Annotated in this window: 10 protein-coding genes; 5 read left to right on the top strand and 5 right to left on the bottom strand. The window is 62.7% G+C overall.

The genetic code is table 11. The annotated features are described in order from the left end of the window. On the top strand, positions 1-4,360 hold a 4,360-nt coding region (locus B0E42_RS05050; protein ID WP_139353097.1), incomplete at its 5' end, for an S-layer family protein. 160 nt (positions 4,361-4,520) lie between these two features. On the opposite strand, the gene B0E42_RS05045 is transcribed toward B0E42_RS05050, so the two are convergent. Then, a complete protein-coding gene (locus B0E42_RS05045) occupies positions 4,521-4,916 on the bottom strand; it encodes a YbaN family protein (protein ID WP_003198995.1) in 396 nt (131 codons plus the stop codon). Positions 4,917-4,924: 8 nt separating this feature from the next. Beyond that, positions 4,925-5,512, bottom strand: a complete 588-nt coding sequence (locus B0E42_RS05040) for a YecA family protein (RefSeq protein ID WP_003198997.1) — start codon at positions 5,510-5,512, stop codon at positions 4,925-4,927. Between the two features lie 432 nt (positions 5,513-5,944). Between B0E42_RS05040 and recQ the strand changes: the two genes are divergently transcribed. From recQ to B0E42_RS05025, 3 genes are all read left to right on the top strand, one after another. Continuing rightward, on the top strand, positions 5,945-8,071 hold the full coding sequence (gene recQ / locus B0E42_RS05035) for a DNA helicase RecQ (protein WP_053178478.1): 2,127 nt from the start codon (positions 5,945-5,947) through the stop codon (positions 8,069-8,071). 118 nt (positions 8,072-8,189) lie between these two features. Further along, a complete protein-coding gene (locus B0E42_RS05030; protein WP_003199001.1) occupies positions 8,190-8,624 on the top strand; it encodes a MarR family transcriptional regulator in 435 nt (144 codons plus the stop codon). A 118-nt stretch (positions 8,625-8,742) separates the two neighbouring features. Next, complete coding sequence (locus tag B0E42_RS05025; RefSeq protein ID WP_077505873.1) at positions 8,743-10,701, top strand: FimV/HubP family polar landmark protein; 1,959 nt, start codon at positions 8,743-8,745, stop codon at positions 10,699-10,701. Between the two features lie 170 nt (positions 10,702-10,871). Here the strand turns inward: B0E42_RS05025 and B0E42_RS05020 are convergent, their stop codons facing one another. Then, entirely contained in the window at positions 10,872-13,073 is a 2,202-nt protein-coding gene (locus B0E42_RS05020; protein ID WP_077505871.1) for a patatin-like phospholipase family protein, read from the bottom strand. Between the two features lie 70 nt (positions 13,074-13,143). On the opposite strand from B0E42_RS05020, the gene B0E42_RS05015 reads away from it, so the two are divergent. Next, entirely contained in the window at positions 13,144-13,431 is a 288-nt protein-coding gene (locus B0E42_RS05015) for a SelT/SelW/SelH family protein (protein WP_003199006.1), read from the top strand. Here the strand turns inward: B0E42_RS05015 and B0E42_RS05010 are convergent. Beyond that, positions 13,425-14,315 (bottom strand): DMT family transporter, encoded by an 891-nt coding sequence (locus B0E42_RS05010; protein ID WP_018614426.1) that lies wholly within the window; start codon positions 14,313-14,315, stop codon positions 13,425-13,427. The two genes, B0E42_RS05015 and B0E42_RS05010, sit on opposite strands and share 7 nt — an antisense overlap. A gap of 263 nt (positions 14,316-14,578) precedes the next feature. Next, the gene (locus B0E42_RS05005; RefSeq protein WP_018614428.1) at positions 14,579-15,328 is read right to left on the bottom strand and encodes an AraC family transcriptional regulator; all 750 of its coding nucleotides are present in this window, start codon (positions 15,326-15,328) and stop codon (positions 14,579-14,581) included. Between the last annotated feature and the right edge of the window lie 11 nt (positions 15,329-15,339).

Raw genomic sequence — 15,339 nt, 5'->3', positions numbered from 1 at the left:
CAATCTGGTGCTGCAAGTGCACAACAACGACGACCCGGTGATCATCACCGGCCTCGACACCGAAGGCGGTGAGTTGTCATTGCAGGAGAAAAATCTCAGCGACGGCAGCAGCCCGGATGCATCGGCGTTGACTCAAAGCGGCACCTTTACCGTCACCGCGTTGGACGGTGTGCAGACCTTGAGCGTTGGCGGCATCAACGTCGTCACCGGCGGTGTAGCGGCTGGTTTCCCTCAGTCGATTACCACCGCACTGGGCAATACGCTGACCATCACCGGCTACAACGCCACCACTGGCGTGGTCAGCTACAGCTACACGCTGCAGGACAATGAAACCCATCCAAACGCCAACGGCGCCAACAGCGTTAGCGAACAGTTCGCGGTGGTCGTCACCGACGACAACGGCACCACGGCCAACGGCAACCTGGACGTGAACATCGTTGATGACTTGCCGACCGCTCACGCGGATTCCGCCTCGGTGGATGAGGGCGGGACGGTCAGTGGCAACGTCCTGAACAACGACGAAGGCGGCGCCGATGGGCCGGCCGCGAGTGGTGCCGTGATCGGTGTGCGTGCAGGCAACGACACCTCGACTCCGGCGATTGGCGGCCTGAACACCCAGATCAACGGCACCTACGGCTACCTGACCCTGGACGCCAATGGCAACGCCGTCTACCACAGCAACCCGAACACCGTCAGCGCCCCGGGCGCGACCGATGTTTTCACCTACACCGTGCGCGACGCCGATGGCGATGAAAGCACCACCACCATCACCATCGATGTTCATGACGTCTGCCTCGTCGCCACGCCAGACCAGGAAATCAGCGTCCACGAAAAAGCCCTCGACCTGAACCAGGACGGCCAGGACCTGGCCCCTGGCATCGTCACCGGCAGCGACCCAACGGCTACCAGCGAGACCGCCAGTGGCAGCCTTGTCGGCTCGATCAGCGGTGCCGTGGGTGCAGTGACTTTTGCGCTGGTGGGCAACGCCACGGGTGCCTACGGTCAACTGTCGCTTCAGCCCGACGGCTCCTACACTTACACCCTGACCTCGCCAGCCACCACCACGCCTAACGCCAACGATGGCCCGAACGTGTTGAGCGAAAGCTTCACCTACCAGGCCACGGACTCGTTGGGCAACACCGTCACCAGCACCATCGTCATCGACATCGTCGACGACGTGCCCAACGCCCATGCCGATTTTGCCTCGGTGGTGGAGGGCGGCACGGTCAACGGCAACGTGCTGGACAACGACGTACTTGGCGCGGATGGCGGCATGGTGATCGGCGTGCGCGCCGGCAATGACACTTCAACCTCCGCTGTCGGTGGTCTCAACAACCAGATCAACGGCACCTACGGCTACCTGACCCTGGACGCCAATGGCAACGCCGTCTACCACAGCAACCCCGACGCGGTCGGTGCAGCAGGCGCGACCGATGTATTCACCTACACCGTGCGCGACGCCGATGGTGATGAAAGCACCACCACCCTCACCATTGACGTGCACAACAGCTGCCTCATCGCAGAAACCGACCACGACATTACGGTCTATGAAAAAGCCCTCGACTTGACACAGGACGGCCAGGACCTGGCCCCTGGTACCGTCACCGGCAGCGACCCGAGCGCTACCAGTGAAACCGCCAGCGGCACCTTGGTCGGTTCGATCAGCGGTGCCACTGGCGCTGTCACCTTCACCCTGGTGGGCAGCGCCAGCGGCGCCTACGGCCAGTTGCTGCTCCACCCGGACGGTTCCTACACCTACACCTTGACGTCGCCCGCCACCACCACGCCCCACGCCAACGATGGCCCGAATGTGCTGAGCGAAGATTTCACCTATCAGGCCACGGACACCCTGGGCAACAGCACCACCGGCAGCCTGGTGGTCAGCATCGTCGATGACGTGCCAACGGCCATTGCGTCCGAGCGTTCGGTCACGGCGGTGGAGATAGATTCGAACCTGCTGATCGTGCTCGACGTGTCCGGCAGCATGGCCGATGACTCCGGTGTACCGGGGCTTTCGCGGCTGGACCTGGCGAAACAGGCGATCAGCGCCTTGCTCGATAAATACGATGACCTGGGGGATGTGAAAGTCCAGCTCGTGACGTTCAGCAGCAGCGCCACCGACCAGACTTCGGTGTGGGTCGACGTGGCGACCGCCAAGTCGCTTCTCTCCAGCCTGTCGGCGGATGGCGGAACCAACTACGACGCGGCAGTGGCGACGGCCAAGACTGCGTTTGTCACGTCCGGGCAACTGACCGGCGCGCAGAACATCGGCTACTTCTTCTCTGACGGCAAACCCACCTCGGGCCAGGAAACCGGTGCGGCAGACGAGGCCGCATGGAAAGCCTTCCTCGACGCCAACGGCATCAAGAACTACGCCATTGGCCTGGGCAGCGGCGTCAGCAATGCTCACCTCGACCCGCTGGCCTACGACGGCAGCGCCCACACCAACACCAACGCGGTGGTGGTCACCGACCTGAACCAGCTCAACTCGGTGCTTTCCGACACCGTGCAAGGCGCGCCGGTCACCGGCAACCTGCTGGGCGAGGGCGGTTCGTTCGGCGCCGATGGCGGGTTTATCAAAAGCCTGGTGGTCGATGGCACCACGTACAGCTACGACCCGGCGGCCAACGGTGGCCATGGTGCACTGACCGCCAGCGGCGGGCTCAACCATGGCTCCTTCAATACCGCCACCAACACACTGAGCATCGCCACTGACCACGACGGCACCCTGGTGGTCAACCTCGACACCGGTGCGTTCAGCTACACCTCCCAGACCGCCACCGGCACCTTGATCACCGAGCACATCGGCTACACCGTCAGTGACAATGACGGGGACCTGGCAAGCTCCAACCTGGTGATCAATGTCGTGCCCAACAGCCCACCGATCGCTGTCGACGACAACATCATCACCAACGTGCTGTCGGGCAACATCGTGATCCCGGGTGAGTTGCTGCTGGGTAACGACAGCGACGCCAACGGCGATCCGCTCACCGCTTCACCCACCAGTTTCAATACCGGTTGGACCGCCAAAGGCGGGGATTTCACTGGCAGCACCGGCACGGTCAGTTTCACCGGCAACAACGTGCAGTCGATCAACCTCAGCCGCAGTGCCTTCGTCGCCAATACCGCGAGCATGACGGCGATGCTGGTGGTCAGCGGTGCACTGGGGATGGTGTCCAATAACAACGCCAACGATGAAGACCGGCTCAACATCAGCCTCAAACAGGGCGAAACCCTCACCCTGGACCACAACCTTTCGGCCGGTCGCATTGCGATGGAGTATTCACTCAACGGCGGGCCATTCATTGCGATCAACGATGGCGCTTCGTTCACAGCGGCAGCGGATGGCAACTACCAGATCCACGTCACCAACATCCCCAATCCCGGCGGCGGTAATTCCAACGCGGCGGAAAACTATCAACTGACCCTGACCGTTGACTATGCGGGGGCGCAGGACAAAACCCCGGATTACCACGGCAGCTACACCGCGAGTGACAACCACGGTGGCAGTGACAGCGCGGCGGTAGATATCAGCTATCAGTCGGGCCATACCCTGACCGGCACCACCGGGGACGATGTGCTGATTGCCGGCAACGGTGACAACACCCTCAATGCGGGCGATGGCAACGACATCCTCAGCGCCGGTTCGGGCAACAACACCCTGCATGGCGGGGCAGGCGATGATTTGCTCTACAGTGGCGCGGGGAATGATCTGCTTGACGGCGGTACGGGCAACGACACCGCGAGCTATGCTCACGCGACCGCCGGGGTCACCGTCAACCTGGGCCTGTTGGCGGCGCAGAACACCCTTGGCGCCGGCACCGACACACTGGCAGGCATCGAAAACCTGATGGGTTCGAGCTTCAACGACACCCTCACCGGCGACGGGGCCAGCAACCGCATCAACGGCGGATTGGGCCATGACGTGCTTAATGGCGGTGGTGGCGATGACTTGTTGATCGGTGGCCTGGGCAACAACACCCTGACCGGCGGCAGCGGTGCCGATACCTTCCAATGGCAGGCAGGCAACAGCGGTCACGACGTGATCACTGACTTCGCGCCCGGCGTCGACAAACTCGACCTGTCCCAGCTGTTGCAAGGGGAGAACGGCAGCGCGGCGTCACTGGATGATTACCTGCATTTCAGCGTGAGCGGCAGCGGTGCTTCGGTCGTCACCAGCATCGATGTCAGTGCCATTGCCGGCGCCACGCCGAACCAGACCATCGACCTGACCGGCGTCAACCTCGCCAGTCATTACGGCGTCACGCCGGGGGCGGGGGGCATCATCGGCGGAGCGGACACGGCGACCATCATCAATGGGATGTTGAGTGATCATTCGTTGAGAGTGGATACGGTGTGAAGGCTGTTGTGGCGAGGGGATTTATCCCCGCTCGGCTGCGAAGCAGTCGCAAACCGGTCGGTAGGGGCTGTCTGTTGCAGCGCGGCGCCTGGTTTTGGGTTGCTTCGCAACCCAGCGGGGATAAATCCCCTCGCCACAGGAGAAGGCGCCGTACTCATGCTCAGGGTTTGCGCAATGTTTTCTGCTTGAGGATATAAACCGTCACCAGCACCGCGCTGGTGAGCATGAACCCCCGGGCCCACGGTAGGGGCACCAGGTAGCAGGAAAAGAGGATGCTCGCCCACATCAGCCCGATGGCATAGACCTTGCCCTTGAGCGGGATGCCGTTGCCGCTGAGGTAGTCGCGGATCCACGGGCCGAGGCGGGGATGTTCTACCAGCCATTGGTAGAAGCGCGGCGAGCTGCGGGCGAAACAGGCTGCCGCCAGGAGCAGGAAAGGGGTGGTGGGCAGAACGGGTACGAAGATGCCGATAACGCCCAGCGCTACGCTCAGCCAGCCAATGGCCAACAGAACGTAACGCAGGATCAGCGGGCGATTGCCAACGGGCGAGGGCACCCGGTCACTCAGTGGTGGCGAGGCTTGAGGATCGCCGGTTTCTCGTCCGGTGCGTTGCACAGCAGGTACAGGGCGGTGAGGGCTTCCGGGATCTGGACGATCATGTCGTCCATCAGGTTGGCGTCGGCGGCGATGTCGGAAAACTCCGGTTGCTCGTCGAACAGGCCGGAACCGACCATGATCGGCAGCAGCATTTCGCTGACTTCCTCTTCGGCGGTTTCGAACCAGGCGGCTTCGCGCAGGAACACACCTTCCATGAAGCCGATGCACCAGCCACGCAATTCCGAATCGTCCGGGTCATCACCCAGGTCCAGGTCGCACGGCAGTTCGAATTCTTCGTCGGAGGCCAGTTGACGGGCGATGTGGGCCTTGAGGCCGACCAGCGTGGCTTCGATCTCGGCACGCTGGGCTTCGTCGCTGTAATGCGGCTCTTCGGCGAACAGGGCGTCGATCCACTCACGGTCCGGCACCGTTTCTGCGCAGATGGACAGGGCGGTCAGATAGCCGTGAGCGGCCACGTAGTCCAGCGCCTCTTCGTGCAGCTCATCGGCGTCGAGGAAGACTTGCAGGCGGGTCAGTTGCTCAGCGAAGGACATTACGGGCTACCTTGGGGAATAAACAATGCGGGAATTCTAGGCCTTCTTGAGCGCCCAGGCCAGCCGCGTGGCGTATTTGCCCCTCCCTAGGAGGTGAAATAGGGGCATGGAGAAAAAAACAGGGATGGACGCGGTCCCTGTGGCGAGGGGATTTATCCCCGTTGTGGGAGCAAAGCTTGCTCGCGAAGCAAGCGCCTCGATTTCTGAAGGCGAGACCGCGTCGCTTCCATCGCGGGCAAGCCTTGCTCCCACAGTCCCAAGCACCTCCTGTCAGCAGCCCCCTTTGCAACGAAGGCCTCGGGTATACTGCCGCGTTTTGTGATGCCCTGCGGCGCCCCGCCGGTTCGAAACGCACACTTACGATTTGCCGGTGCAGCGTTTGTGATTCTGAACCAGCCTTGCAGGGATGTTTTGGTGATTTTTGGAGTTTTTATGCTCGAACAGGCTCAACGCGTCCTCAAGGACATCTTCGGCTACGACAGTTTCCGTGGCCGCCAGGGTGCCATTATTGAGCGCGTGGCCAGCGGTGGCGATGCCCTGGTGCTCATGCCCACCGGCGGCGGCAAATCCTTGTGCTTCCAGGTTCCAGCGCTGTTGCGCAACGGCCTGGCGGTGGTGGTATCGCCGCTGATCGCATTGATGGACGACCAGGTCGCGACCCTTGAAGAGCTGGGGGTCGCTGCCGCTGCGCTGAACTCCACCCTCAGCGCCGAGCAGCAGCGGGACCTGGCGACGCGGATCAAGCGCGGCGAAGTGAAGATGTTGTACCTGGCCCCGGAACGCCTGGTGCAGCCGCGCATGCTGGCGTTCCTGCAGAGCCTGGAAATCGCCCTGTTCGCCATCGACGAAGCCCACTGCGTGTCCCAATGGGGCCACGATTTCCGTCGCGAATACCTGCAACTGGGGCAGTTGGCGGAACTGTTCCCCGACGTGCCGCGCATCGCCCTGACCGCCACCGCCGACAAGCGCACCCGCGAGGAAATCGTCGAGCGCCTGCACTTGCAGGATGCCGAGCGGTTCCTGTCCAGCTTCGACCGCCCCAATATTTTCTACCGCATCGTGCCCAAGGAGCAGCCGCGCAAGCAGTTGCTGGCGTTTCTCGCCGAACGCCGCAGCGATGCCGGCATCGTCTATTGCCTGTCGCGCAAGAAGGTCGATGAAGTGGCCGCGTTTCTGTGTGAGCAGGGGTTCCCGGCGTTGCCGTATCACGCCGGGCTGCCCAACGACCTGCGGGCCTATCACCAGAAGCGCTTCCTCAACGAGGAAGGTCTGATCATGGTGGCCACCATTGCGTTCGGTATGGGCATCGACAAACCCAACGTGCGTTTTGTCGCGCACCTGGACCTGCCCAAGTCCCTCGAGGCGTACTACCAGGAAACCGGGCGTGCCGGCCGTGATGGCTTGCCGGCCGACGCCTGGATGGCCTACGGCCTGCAAGACGTGGTGATGCTCAAGCAGATGCTGCAGAACTCCGAAGGCGATGAGCGCCACAAGCGCCTGGAGCAGCACAAGCTCGACGCGATGCTCTCGCTGTGCGAAGAAACCCGCTGCCGTCGCCAGACCTTGCTGGCCTATTTTGACGAAGACATGCCCCAGCCTTGCGGGCATTGCGACAACTGTGTCGATGGCGTGGAAACCTGGGACGCCACCGAACCGGCCCGCCAGGCCTTGTCGGCGATTTTCCGTACCGGCCAGCGCTATGGCGTCGGGCATCTGGTGGACGTGTTGCTGGGCAAGGACAACGAGAAGGTCCGCAACTTTGGTCACCAGCACCTGTCGGTGTTCGGCGTGGGCAAGGCGCGCACCGAGAGTGAGTGGCGTTCATTGTTCCGACAACTGGTGGCCCGTGGTCTGGCCGACATCGACCTGGAAGGCTACGGCGGCCTGCGCCTGAGTGCGACGTGCCGGCCGTTGCTCAAAGGCGAGGTTACCCTCGAGCTGCGCCGCGACCTCAAGCCGGCAACGGCGGTCAAGAGCAGCAAGAGCCAGGCCAGCCAACTGGTGCGTGGCGAAGAGCGCGATCAATGGGAAGCCTTGCGGGCCTTGCGGCGCAAGCTGGCCGAGGAACACGGTGTCCCGCCGTACGTCATCTTTCCCGACTCGACGCTGCTGGAAATGCTCCGCAGCCAGCCCACCTCCCTGGAGGAAATGGCCCGGGTCAGTGGCGTGGGCGCGCGCAAGCTGGAGCGGTATGGCGAGGCCTTCCTCCAGGTACTGGGTGGCGAGGCCGAGGCACCGAAAGCGGTGGCCGATGTGCGTCACGAACTCATCACGCTGGCTCGGGCCGGCATGACACCGTTGCAGATCGCCGGGCAATTGCAGTGCTCGGAAAAGAACGTCTACACGATGCTGGCCGAGGCCATCGGCAAACAGCAGTTATCCCTGGAGCAGGCGCTGGATCTGCCCGAGGAACTGATGGGCGAGGTACAGGACGCGTTCCTGGATGGCGAAGGTGAGTTACCCCCAGTGTCTGAAGTCGCCGCACTGTTTGTCGGACGAGTTCCTGAAGGCGTGCTGTACTGCGTCAGGGCTGCGTTGCAGTCGGAATTTGAAGTCTGATCAGTGAGTTGCGTTCCTTTAACGATTCAGTACAAGGCGAGACTTGCTTGAATCCAAAGCTCATGCTTAGCTGACTAATAATTAGTTTTTCTCTATTTCAGATCTGATGAGTTTTTTTATGCCGTTAACCGATCAACACCGTTTTGGCATGCAGTTGGCGCAAATGTCTCGAGGCTGGCGTGCCGAACTGGATCGTCGCCTGGCCGGGCTGGGCCTGTCCCAGGCGCGTTGGCTGGTGCTGTTGCACCTGGCCCGTTTCGAACAGGCGCCGACCCAGCGTGAACTGGCCCAGAGTGTCGCCGTCGAAGGCCCGACCCTGGCCCGGTTGCTCGATAGCCTGGAAACCCAGGGGCTGGTGCAGCGCCAGGCCGTGGCCGAGGACCGCCGGGCCAAGAAAATCGTGCTCTGCGCACCGGCCCTACCGTTGATCGAACAAATCGAAACCATTGCCACACAATTGCGTCGGGAGCTGTTCGAAGGTGTCGACGAGGCCGACATGCGCGTGTGCATGCGGGTTCACGGCACGATCCTGGCCAACCTGGAAAAGTCCTGAGGCATATCCCTGGCGTCAGACTTTTGAGATTCGCCGGTTAGCGAACTATAACCAGTAGTAAGCGTTCCTATTGAAGCGTTTACGCCGCGGTTGGTTTTGGTAATCGAAAGGGATACCCATGCTTGAAAGTTTGCAGTCCACGTTGCGCAGTTGGGTCAACGTGTCGGTCGTCGTGGGTGCCCTGGGGTTTCCGGCTTTGGCGTCAGCGCTGGGGCTTGGCGAAATCACGCTGCATTCCGCCTTGAACCAGCCGTTGCGTGCCGATATCGCCCTGGTCGATGTGGCCGGGATCGGCGAGGGCGATCTGTCGGCCAGCCTGGCGAGCCCGGACGATTTCAGTCGTGCGGGTGTGGAGCGGGTGTTCTTTCTCAATGACCTGCGCTTCACGCCGGTATTGCGCGGTGATCGTAGTTTCATTCGGGTGACCTCCAACAAGCCGGTGGAGGAGCCGTTTCTCAATTTCCTGGTGCAGCTCAATCAGCCCAACGGGCGCCTGCTGCGCGAATACACCGTGCTGATCGACCCGCCGGGCACGCCGGGTATCGTGCCAGTCCGTGACGAACCCTCCGCGGCCCCACAGTCCATCAAGCCGCCCCCGGCGGTACAGGGCAAGCGCTACACCGTGGTGCAGGGAGACAACCCCTGGATTATCGCCAAACGTCTGCATGACGCCGGCAGCAACGCGTCGGTCAATGAGCTGATGCAAGGAATCCAGGCCTTGAACCCCGGCAGTGACCGGCTTTCCATCGGCCAGCGCTTGTTGCTGCCCGACTCGGCCGTGCTGCCGACGCCTGCTGCAACCACTGCCGGCCAGGCCCCCGCCGCGTCCGATGAACAATTGGCCGCCAGCGTGCTGCAAAATCAGCAGCAACAGAAGACCATCGAGGAGCTGCAGGCGCGGCTCCAGGCCCAGGACGAGCAAATCGCTGGCCAGCGCAAGCAGATCAGTGAATTGCAGACCCGGCTGGCTGAGGTAGCGCCAGCCCCGGCTGAATCGACACAACCGCAACCGGCGCTTCCTGCAGCGGAACCGGCGTCGGACGCGCAACCCGCTACAGAACCGGTAGCAGAGCCAGAGGGCATCAATTGGACATGGGTGGCGGGGCTGGTGGGCCTGTTGGGGTTGCTGGCGCTGTTACTGTTCGTTCGGCGTCGGCAGCAGCAGGCCGAGCTGGAACCGATGACCGGGCGTCCCGAGCCGATGCTGGAGCAGGGCGACGAAACCTTTGCAGCAATCCCCGATACGGAGCCGTCCGAGACGGCGGCATCGTTCAATAACGGGGATACGCCCCTGGGTGATGTACTGGAAGGTGTCGGGATCTACTTGACCTACGGTCGTTTCACCGAGGCCGCAGGGCTGTTGCGCGCCGCGTTGCTGGCGGAGCCGGAACGCACCGACCTGGGCCTCAAGTTGCTGGAAGTACTGGGCAAGCAGGGCGATGTCATCGGTTTCCAGGCCCAGGAGCATCATCTACTGGCACAGGGTATCGATGCCGGGACATTGGAGGAGATCCGCGGGCGCTACCCCAAGGTTGCCATGATCGCCGCGCCGACAGTGGCATCGGTACAACCTCAGGTACCGGTTCTTGCACCTGCTCTGGCACCGACACCTGTTCCTGAGCGTGAGCCGGTGCCTGGTGACGAGTTCGAGTTGGACCTGGATGCACTGTCCATGGAAACCAGTTGGGATCTCGCCGATGCCCAGGACAACACTGCTGATGACGAGGCTGTTTCACCCCATGCCGCCGAGGGCTTGTCGCTTTCAGGTTTCGACGAACCGGACCTGCAATGGGAATCGCCTCTGGAAACCGAGTCGCTGGACGATGCTTTCCTCGATAGCTTTGCCGACGAAGAACAGTCGCTGGAGTTTGAGCCGCTGGCCCTTGAACCAGTTTCCCTGGACACCCTGTCCCTCGAGCCTCAGGCCCCGGAACACTCGCTCAAGCTGGAACAGGCACAGAATTGCATCGACGATGGAGACCTGAAGACTGCCGTCTCTCTGCTTGAAGAACTGCTCGAAGAGGGTGACGAACCCCTCAAGCAGACCGCCCGGGTGCTGCTGGCAGGGATTCGCTGAAGCTATAAATGGGATGTTGAGTCCACTGGCCTCTTCGCGAGCAAGCCCGCTCCCACAAGGGTTCCCTGGCAGTCGCAAGCTCGATGCTCACGCAAATTCCTGTGGGAGCGGGCTTGCTCGCGAAGGCGTCGGTTCAGCCTCTCGATCTTTCCCAGGCAAACGCCTACCCCTCAAAACGTCTGCCCCAGGTTCAGATACACCGCCTGTTCATCATCGTCGTTAAAGCCATAGCTGAAATTCAGCGGCCCCAGCGGTGTATCGAAACCGAGGAAAATGCTGGCGGCGTTGATGTAGCCGCTGTCGAATTCGTTGTCGTTGTTCCAGGCCCGGCCGCGTTCCAGCGAGCCGCCGATGTACAGCGGCAAGTCCAATGGCAGATAGGCCCGCGGTGTGAGGCGGCGGTAATACACGGCACGCATCAGGCTGATGTTCTGCCCGGAGACCCCGTCTTCGCGAAAGCCCGACAGTTGCCGCGCGCCACCGAGCACAAAGCTGGACGTCACGACCTCTGCGGTGTCCAGTGTTCGGCCGTAGCGCCCGCCCAGGATGAAGGTGTCCGGGCCGCTGCTCAGGGCCTTGTCCAGTTTGAACTCCCACTGGCGGTAACGCTGGTCGGAACCCAGCCCCGGTTCGTATTGGCGCCAGCTCAGGCCGATGTCTTCCCCTTCATGGGGGAAATACACGTTGTCGAAGGAGTCGAAGGAGTACTTCAGCTCATAGAAGCCTTCATTGAAGTTTTCGCTGGGCTGGTCGTGATCGCCAATACGCACATCCGCCTTGCCCCAGGCCTGGCCGACACCGAAGCGGATTTCGCCGTTGTTGCCGATCTGGCGGCCCACGTTCAGCCCGAAGCCATAACGCTCGACGCGATACTGGGCTACCGGATCGTTGTCCAGGATGGACTCCACGTTGCGCGATTCGAATTGCCCGTAGGGGGCGATGAAGTAGCGCGAGCCGACATCCAATGGCTGGTAGAACTCGCTGTACAACTCCTGCTTGTCGCCGATCTGCGCCCGGGTCAGCCATTCGGCACCGAGGCGATTGATGCCGTTGACCCGATAGCTGGCTCCCAGGTTGAAAGCGCTGTCGCCGCGCATGTCGTCCGACAGGTTCAGCCCCAGCCGCAGGTAGTCGGTGCCGGTGCGCCGGCCCCGGGCGCTGATCACCAGTGTGTGGTCCGGGCCCTTGTGGACCACGCGGTATTGCACCTGTTCGAAGTAGTCCAGGCCGTACAGCGTGCCCATGTCGGTCTGCAGGCGGCCCAAGTCCAGCGGCTCACCGATCTGCTGGCGAACGTAATAGCGAATCACGTCGTCACCGACTTTTGAGTCGTTCTCCACGCGAATGGCGGTGATGACCGGTGTGCGTTCGCTGGGAGTGCGCGCGGCCATGAGCTCGGCGTCGGGCGCCTCGGGCGGACGCAGAGGCGCCAGGCGTGCCTGGAGTATCCGCGTGGCACGGTAGCCGGCGTCGATCATCTCCTGGGCCCGGCCGAAATCGGTGGAGCCGAAGCTCGCCAGCGCTGGCTGGATCAACACGTCGTCTTTCTTCAGCGTTGCCAGTTGCTCTTCAGAGTTGCGCCGGGTCATCAAGGTGGTCGACTGGTTCAGCACGTCGACCACTGTGACCAGTTGCTTGCGGTTGCGCAGCGGTGTACCGATGTCGACCACGATAGCCACGTCCACGCCCATTTCCCGGGCCACATCCAGCGGGATGTTGTCGGCCATGCCGCCGTCCACCAGCAGCCGGCCGTCCAGCTCCACCGGGGCGAATACCGCCGGGATCGACATGCTGGCGCGAATGACCTTGGGCAGGTGGCCTTTGCGGAACACGACTTTTTCACCCGTGGCGATGTCGGTGGCGACTGCGCGAAACGGGATCGGCAGTTTGTCGAAGTCCCGCGTGTCGCTGGCGTGGGCCAGCAGGCTTTCGAGCAGCAGGGCCAGGTTCTGGCCCTGGATGACCCCCAAGGGCAGGCCGAGGCTGCCGTCGTCGCGAAAGCTCAGTTTCTGTTTGACCAGGAAGTCGCGGTCATCCTGCTTGCGCCGGAATGGCACGTCCTTGCGGGGTGGCGCATCGGACAAGGCCTGTTGCCAGTCGATGCCCAGGGCGAGTTTTTCCAGTTCGTCGATCTTGTAGCCCGAGGCATACAGCCCGCCGATCACCGCGCCCATGCTGGTGCCGGCGATGGCGTCGATCTTGATGCCTTGCTCTTCCAGGGCCTTGAGCACGCCGATGTGGGCCAGCCCTCGTGCGGCGCCGCCGGACAGCACCAGGCCGATTTTTGGGCGTGGCGTTTCGACGGCGGGCTCGTTGGCATGGCCGAGCAGGGGCAACAGCAGCAGAAGCAGGAGGGGCAGCAGGCGGCGCATCGTCAATCTCGGGGCGGGCGTCAAAGGCGGGTATTATAACGACGCCTTCGAACCCAGGAGTCCACCCGCAATGACCGAACATAAACCGGAAGTCGTCATCACGTATTGCACCCAGTGCCAATGGCTGTTGCGCGCTGCCTGGCTGGCCCAGGAACTGCTCAGCACCTTCGGCGACGACCTGGGCAAAGTGTCCCTGGTGCCGGGCACCGGTGGTGTGTTCCACATCAGTTGCGACGGCACGCAGATCTGGGAGCGCAAGGCCGACGGCGGGTTTCCCGAGGCCAAGGTGCTCAAGCAGCGGGTCCGCGACCGGATCGACCCGGAGCGGGACCTGGGCCACAACGATCGGGTTCAGTGAGACGCGGCTTGGGCGCCAACCTCCGGTTTCTTCGAACCGCCCTGTTGGCTTGAGATCACGATGGCCGCGATGATCACTACGCCGCCCAGCAGCATGCGCAGTGTCGGGCTCTCATCGAATAGCCACCAGGCCATGGCGATGCCGTAGACCGGCTCCATGGCGAACACCACTGCCGCCGTGCGCGCCTTGATCACCGCCAGGCTGGCGACGAACAGGCTGTGGGCCAGGCCGGTGCAGAACACGCCGAGCAAGCCGATCCATAACCAGTCGATGGGGCGAACGTCGCTCAATTGTGGCGCGGCCATCGGCAGCAGGCACAACCCGACCACCACGTTCTGGCACAGTGCGGCCTGCACCGGCGGCACGTGCGCCGAGCCGGCACGGTTGGTCAATGACAACAGGGAGAACAGCAGCCCCGAGCCCATGGCCCACAGCAAACCGGTGGTGGCACCGCTGGCCAGGTCGAAGTTCGGTGTGACCAGTACCAGGCCGACGCTCACCAACACCACCAGCCAGATTTCATTGGCGCGAATCCGCTCGCGGAAGATCAGCCCTTCAAGCAACACCGTGAAGGCCGGAAAACTGGTGAACCCCAGCGTGGCGATCGCCACGCCGGCAACCTTCACGGCGATGAAGAAACTCACCCAATGCCCGGCCAGCAACAGCCCCCCAAGCAACAATCGCCGGCCATCCTGTGCCCGCAGCTTCTGCCAGCGACTGCTACTGGCGAACCGGGCAAACATCGCCAGGGCGAGCACGGCGAAGACGGCGCGCCCGAACACAATGACCGCTGGCGAGGCTGCGGCGAGTTTGCCGAAGACACCGGTGAGGCCAAACATGAGTGCGCCGATGTGCAGGGCGCCGAGGGCAGTACGAGGTGTCATTTCAATCCTTTCAACAGATAAGCCAAAACCGACGGACAAACATCAATCCCCTGTAGGAGCTGACTGTAGGAGCTGACGAGTGCAACGAGGCTGCGATCTTTCCCCAGACACTTGAATCGCAAGCGAAAGATCAAAAGATCAAAAGATCGCAGCCTCGTTTCACTCGTCAGCTCCTACACAGCTCCTACGGGGCTCCTGCAGGGAATTTAAGCGTTGGGGAGGTGCTGGCGTCTGTCGCGATCCTAGCGACTTTTAGCGCGAAGCTAGCGCTGACGCCGCAACGTGCCCGGCGAGACGCCGAATTCGCGCAGTACCGCCGCGGCGAAGGCACTTTGGGAGCTGTAGCCGACCCGGTGGGCGATCTCGCCGATGGGCAACTGCGAATCACGCAACAACGCCACGGCCTTGTGCAAGCGGCGGCTGCGGATGTAATCCATCGGGGTTTGCCCGCACTCGGCGACGAAGCGTGCGTGCAGGCGGGCGCTGGAGAGTCCGGCGATTCGCGCCAGGTCCGCCACTTGCAGCGGATAAGCGGCGTTCTGGTCGATGTGGGCATTGAGTGCGGCGTAGGGCAGGCGCCGGCCGCCGAGGGTTGCCTGGCGAGCGTTATTGAGGCTCGCCAGCAGCAGCACCGCGCCTTGCTGGGCGATCACCGGATCGTCCACCGGGCTGCCCGCCAACCAACTGACCAACTGGCTTTGCCCCGCATCCAGGGGCAGGCGAGCGGTATCGTCGAGCAAGCGGCGGCTGGCGTCGGCGTGATCCCCCAGGCATTGCCCGACCCAATCATCACTGGGCACATCCAACACCAGGCAGCGGCTGCCGTGGGGGCTGCCGCAGCCGTGATGCGCGCCGGCCGGTACCACCACGAAGCTTTGTTGCACCACCTGGCTGCCATGCCCTTCGACCTCGAAATCCAGCGCGCCAGACAGCCCGAACACCAGTTGGGCATGGTCATGGCTGTGGGCGATCAAGTCGTGGCTGTAGTGGCGTAGTGTGAGGATCGGTCTCATCGCGGTCTCCC

Source organism: Pseudomonas sp. A25(2017) (genome assembly GCF_002001065.1).
Taxonomy (GTDB): domain Bacteria; phylum Pseudomonadota; class Gammaproteobacteria; order Pseudomonadales; family Pseudomonadaceae; genus Aquipseudomonas; species Aquipseudomonas kilonensis.
Note: the sequence above shows the minus strand (reverse complement) of the source record. Positions and strands in the feature narration are given on the sequence as shown.

Excerpts from the sequence above, each read along its gene's own strand:
- B0E42_RS05015 (WP_003199006.1), top strand. The coding sequence starts at position 13,144 with ATGACCGAACATAAACCGGAAGTCGTCATCACGTATTGCACCCAGTGC.
- B0E42_RS05040 (WP_003198997.1), bottom strand. The coding sequence starts at position 5,512 with ATGTCCTTCGCTGAGCAACTGACCCGCCTGCAAGTCTTCCTCGACGCC.
- B0E42_RS05005 (WP_018614428.1), bottom strand. The coding sequence starts at position 15,328 with ATGAGACCGATCCTCACACTACGCCACTACAGCCACGACTTGATCGCC.
- B0E42_RS05010 (WP_018614426.1), bottom strand. The coding sequence starts at position 14,315 with ATGACACCTCGTACTGCCCTCGGCGCCCTGCACATCGGCGCACTCATG.
- B0E42_RS05020 (WP_077505871.1), bottom strand. The coding sequence starts at position 13,073 with ATGCGCCGCCTGCTGCCCCTCCTGCTTCTGCTGCTGTTGCCCCTGCTC.
- recQ (WP_053178478.1), top strand. The coding sequence starts at position 5,945 with ATGCTCGAACAGGCTCAACGCGTCCTCAAGGACATCTTCGGCTACGAC.
- B0E42_RS05025 (WP_077505873.1), top strand. The coding sequence starts at position 8,743 with ATGCTTGAAAGTTTGCAGTCCACGTTGCGCAGTTGGGTCAACGTGTCG.
- B0E42_RS05030 (WP_003199001.1), top strand. The coding sequence starts at position 8,190 with ATGCCGTTAACCGATCAACACCGTTTTGGCATGCAGTTGGCGCAAATG.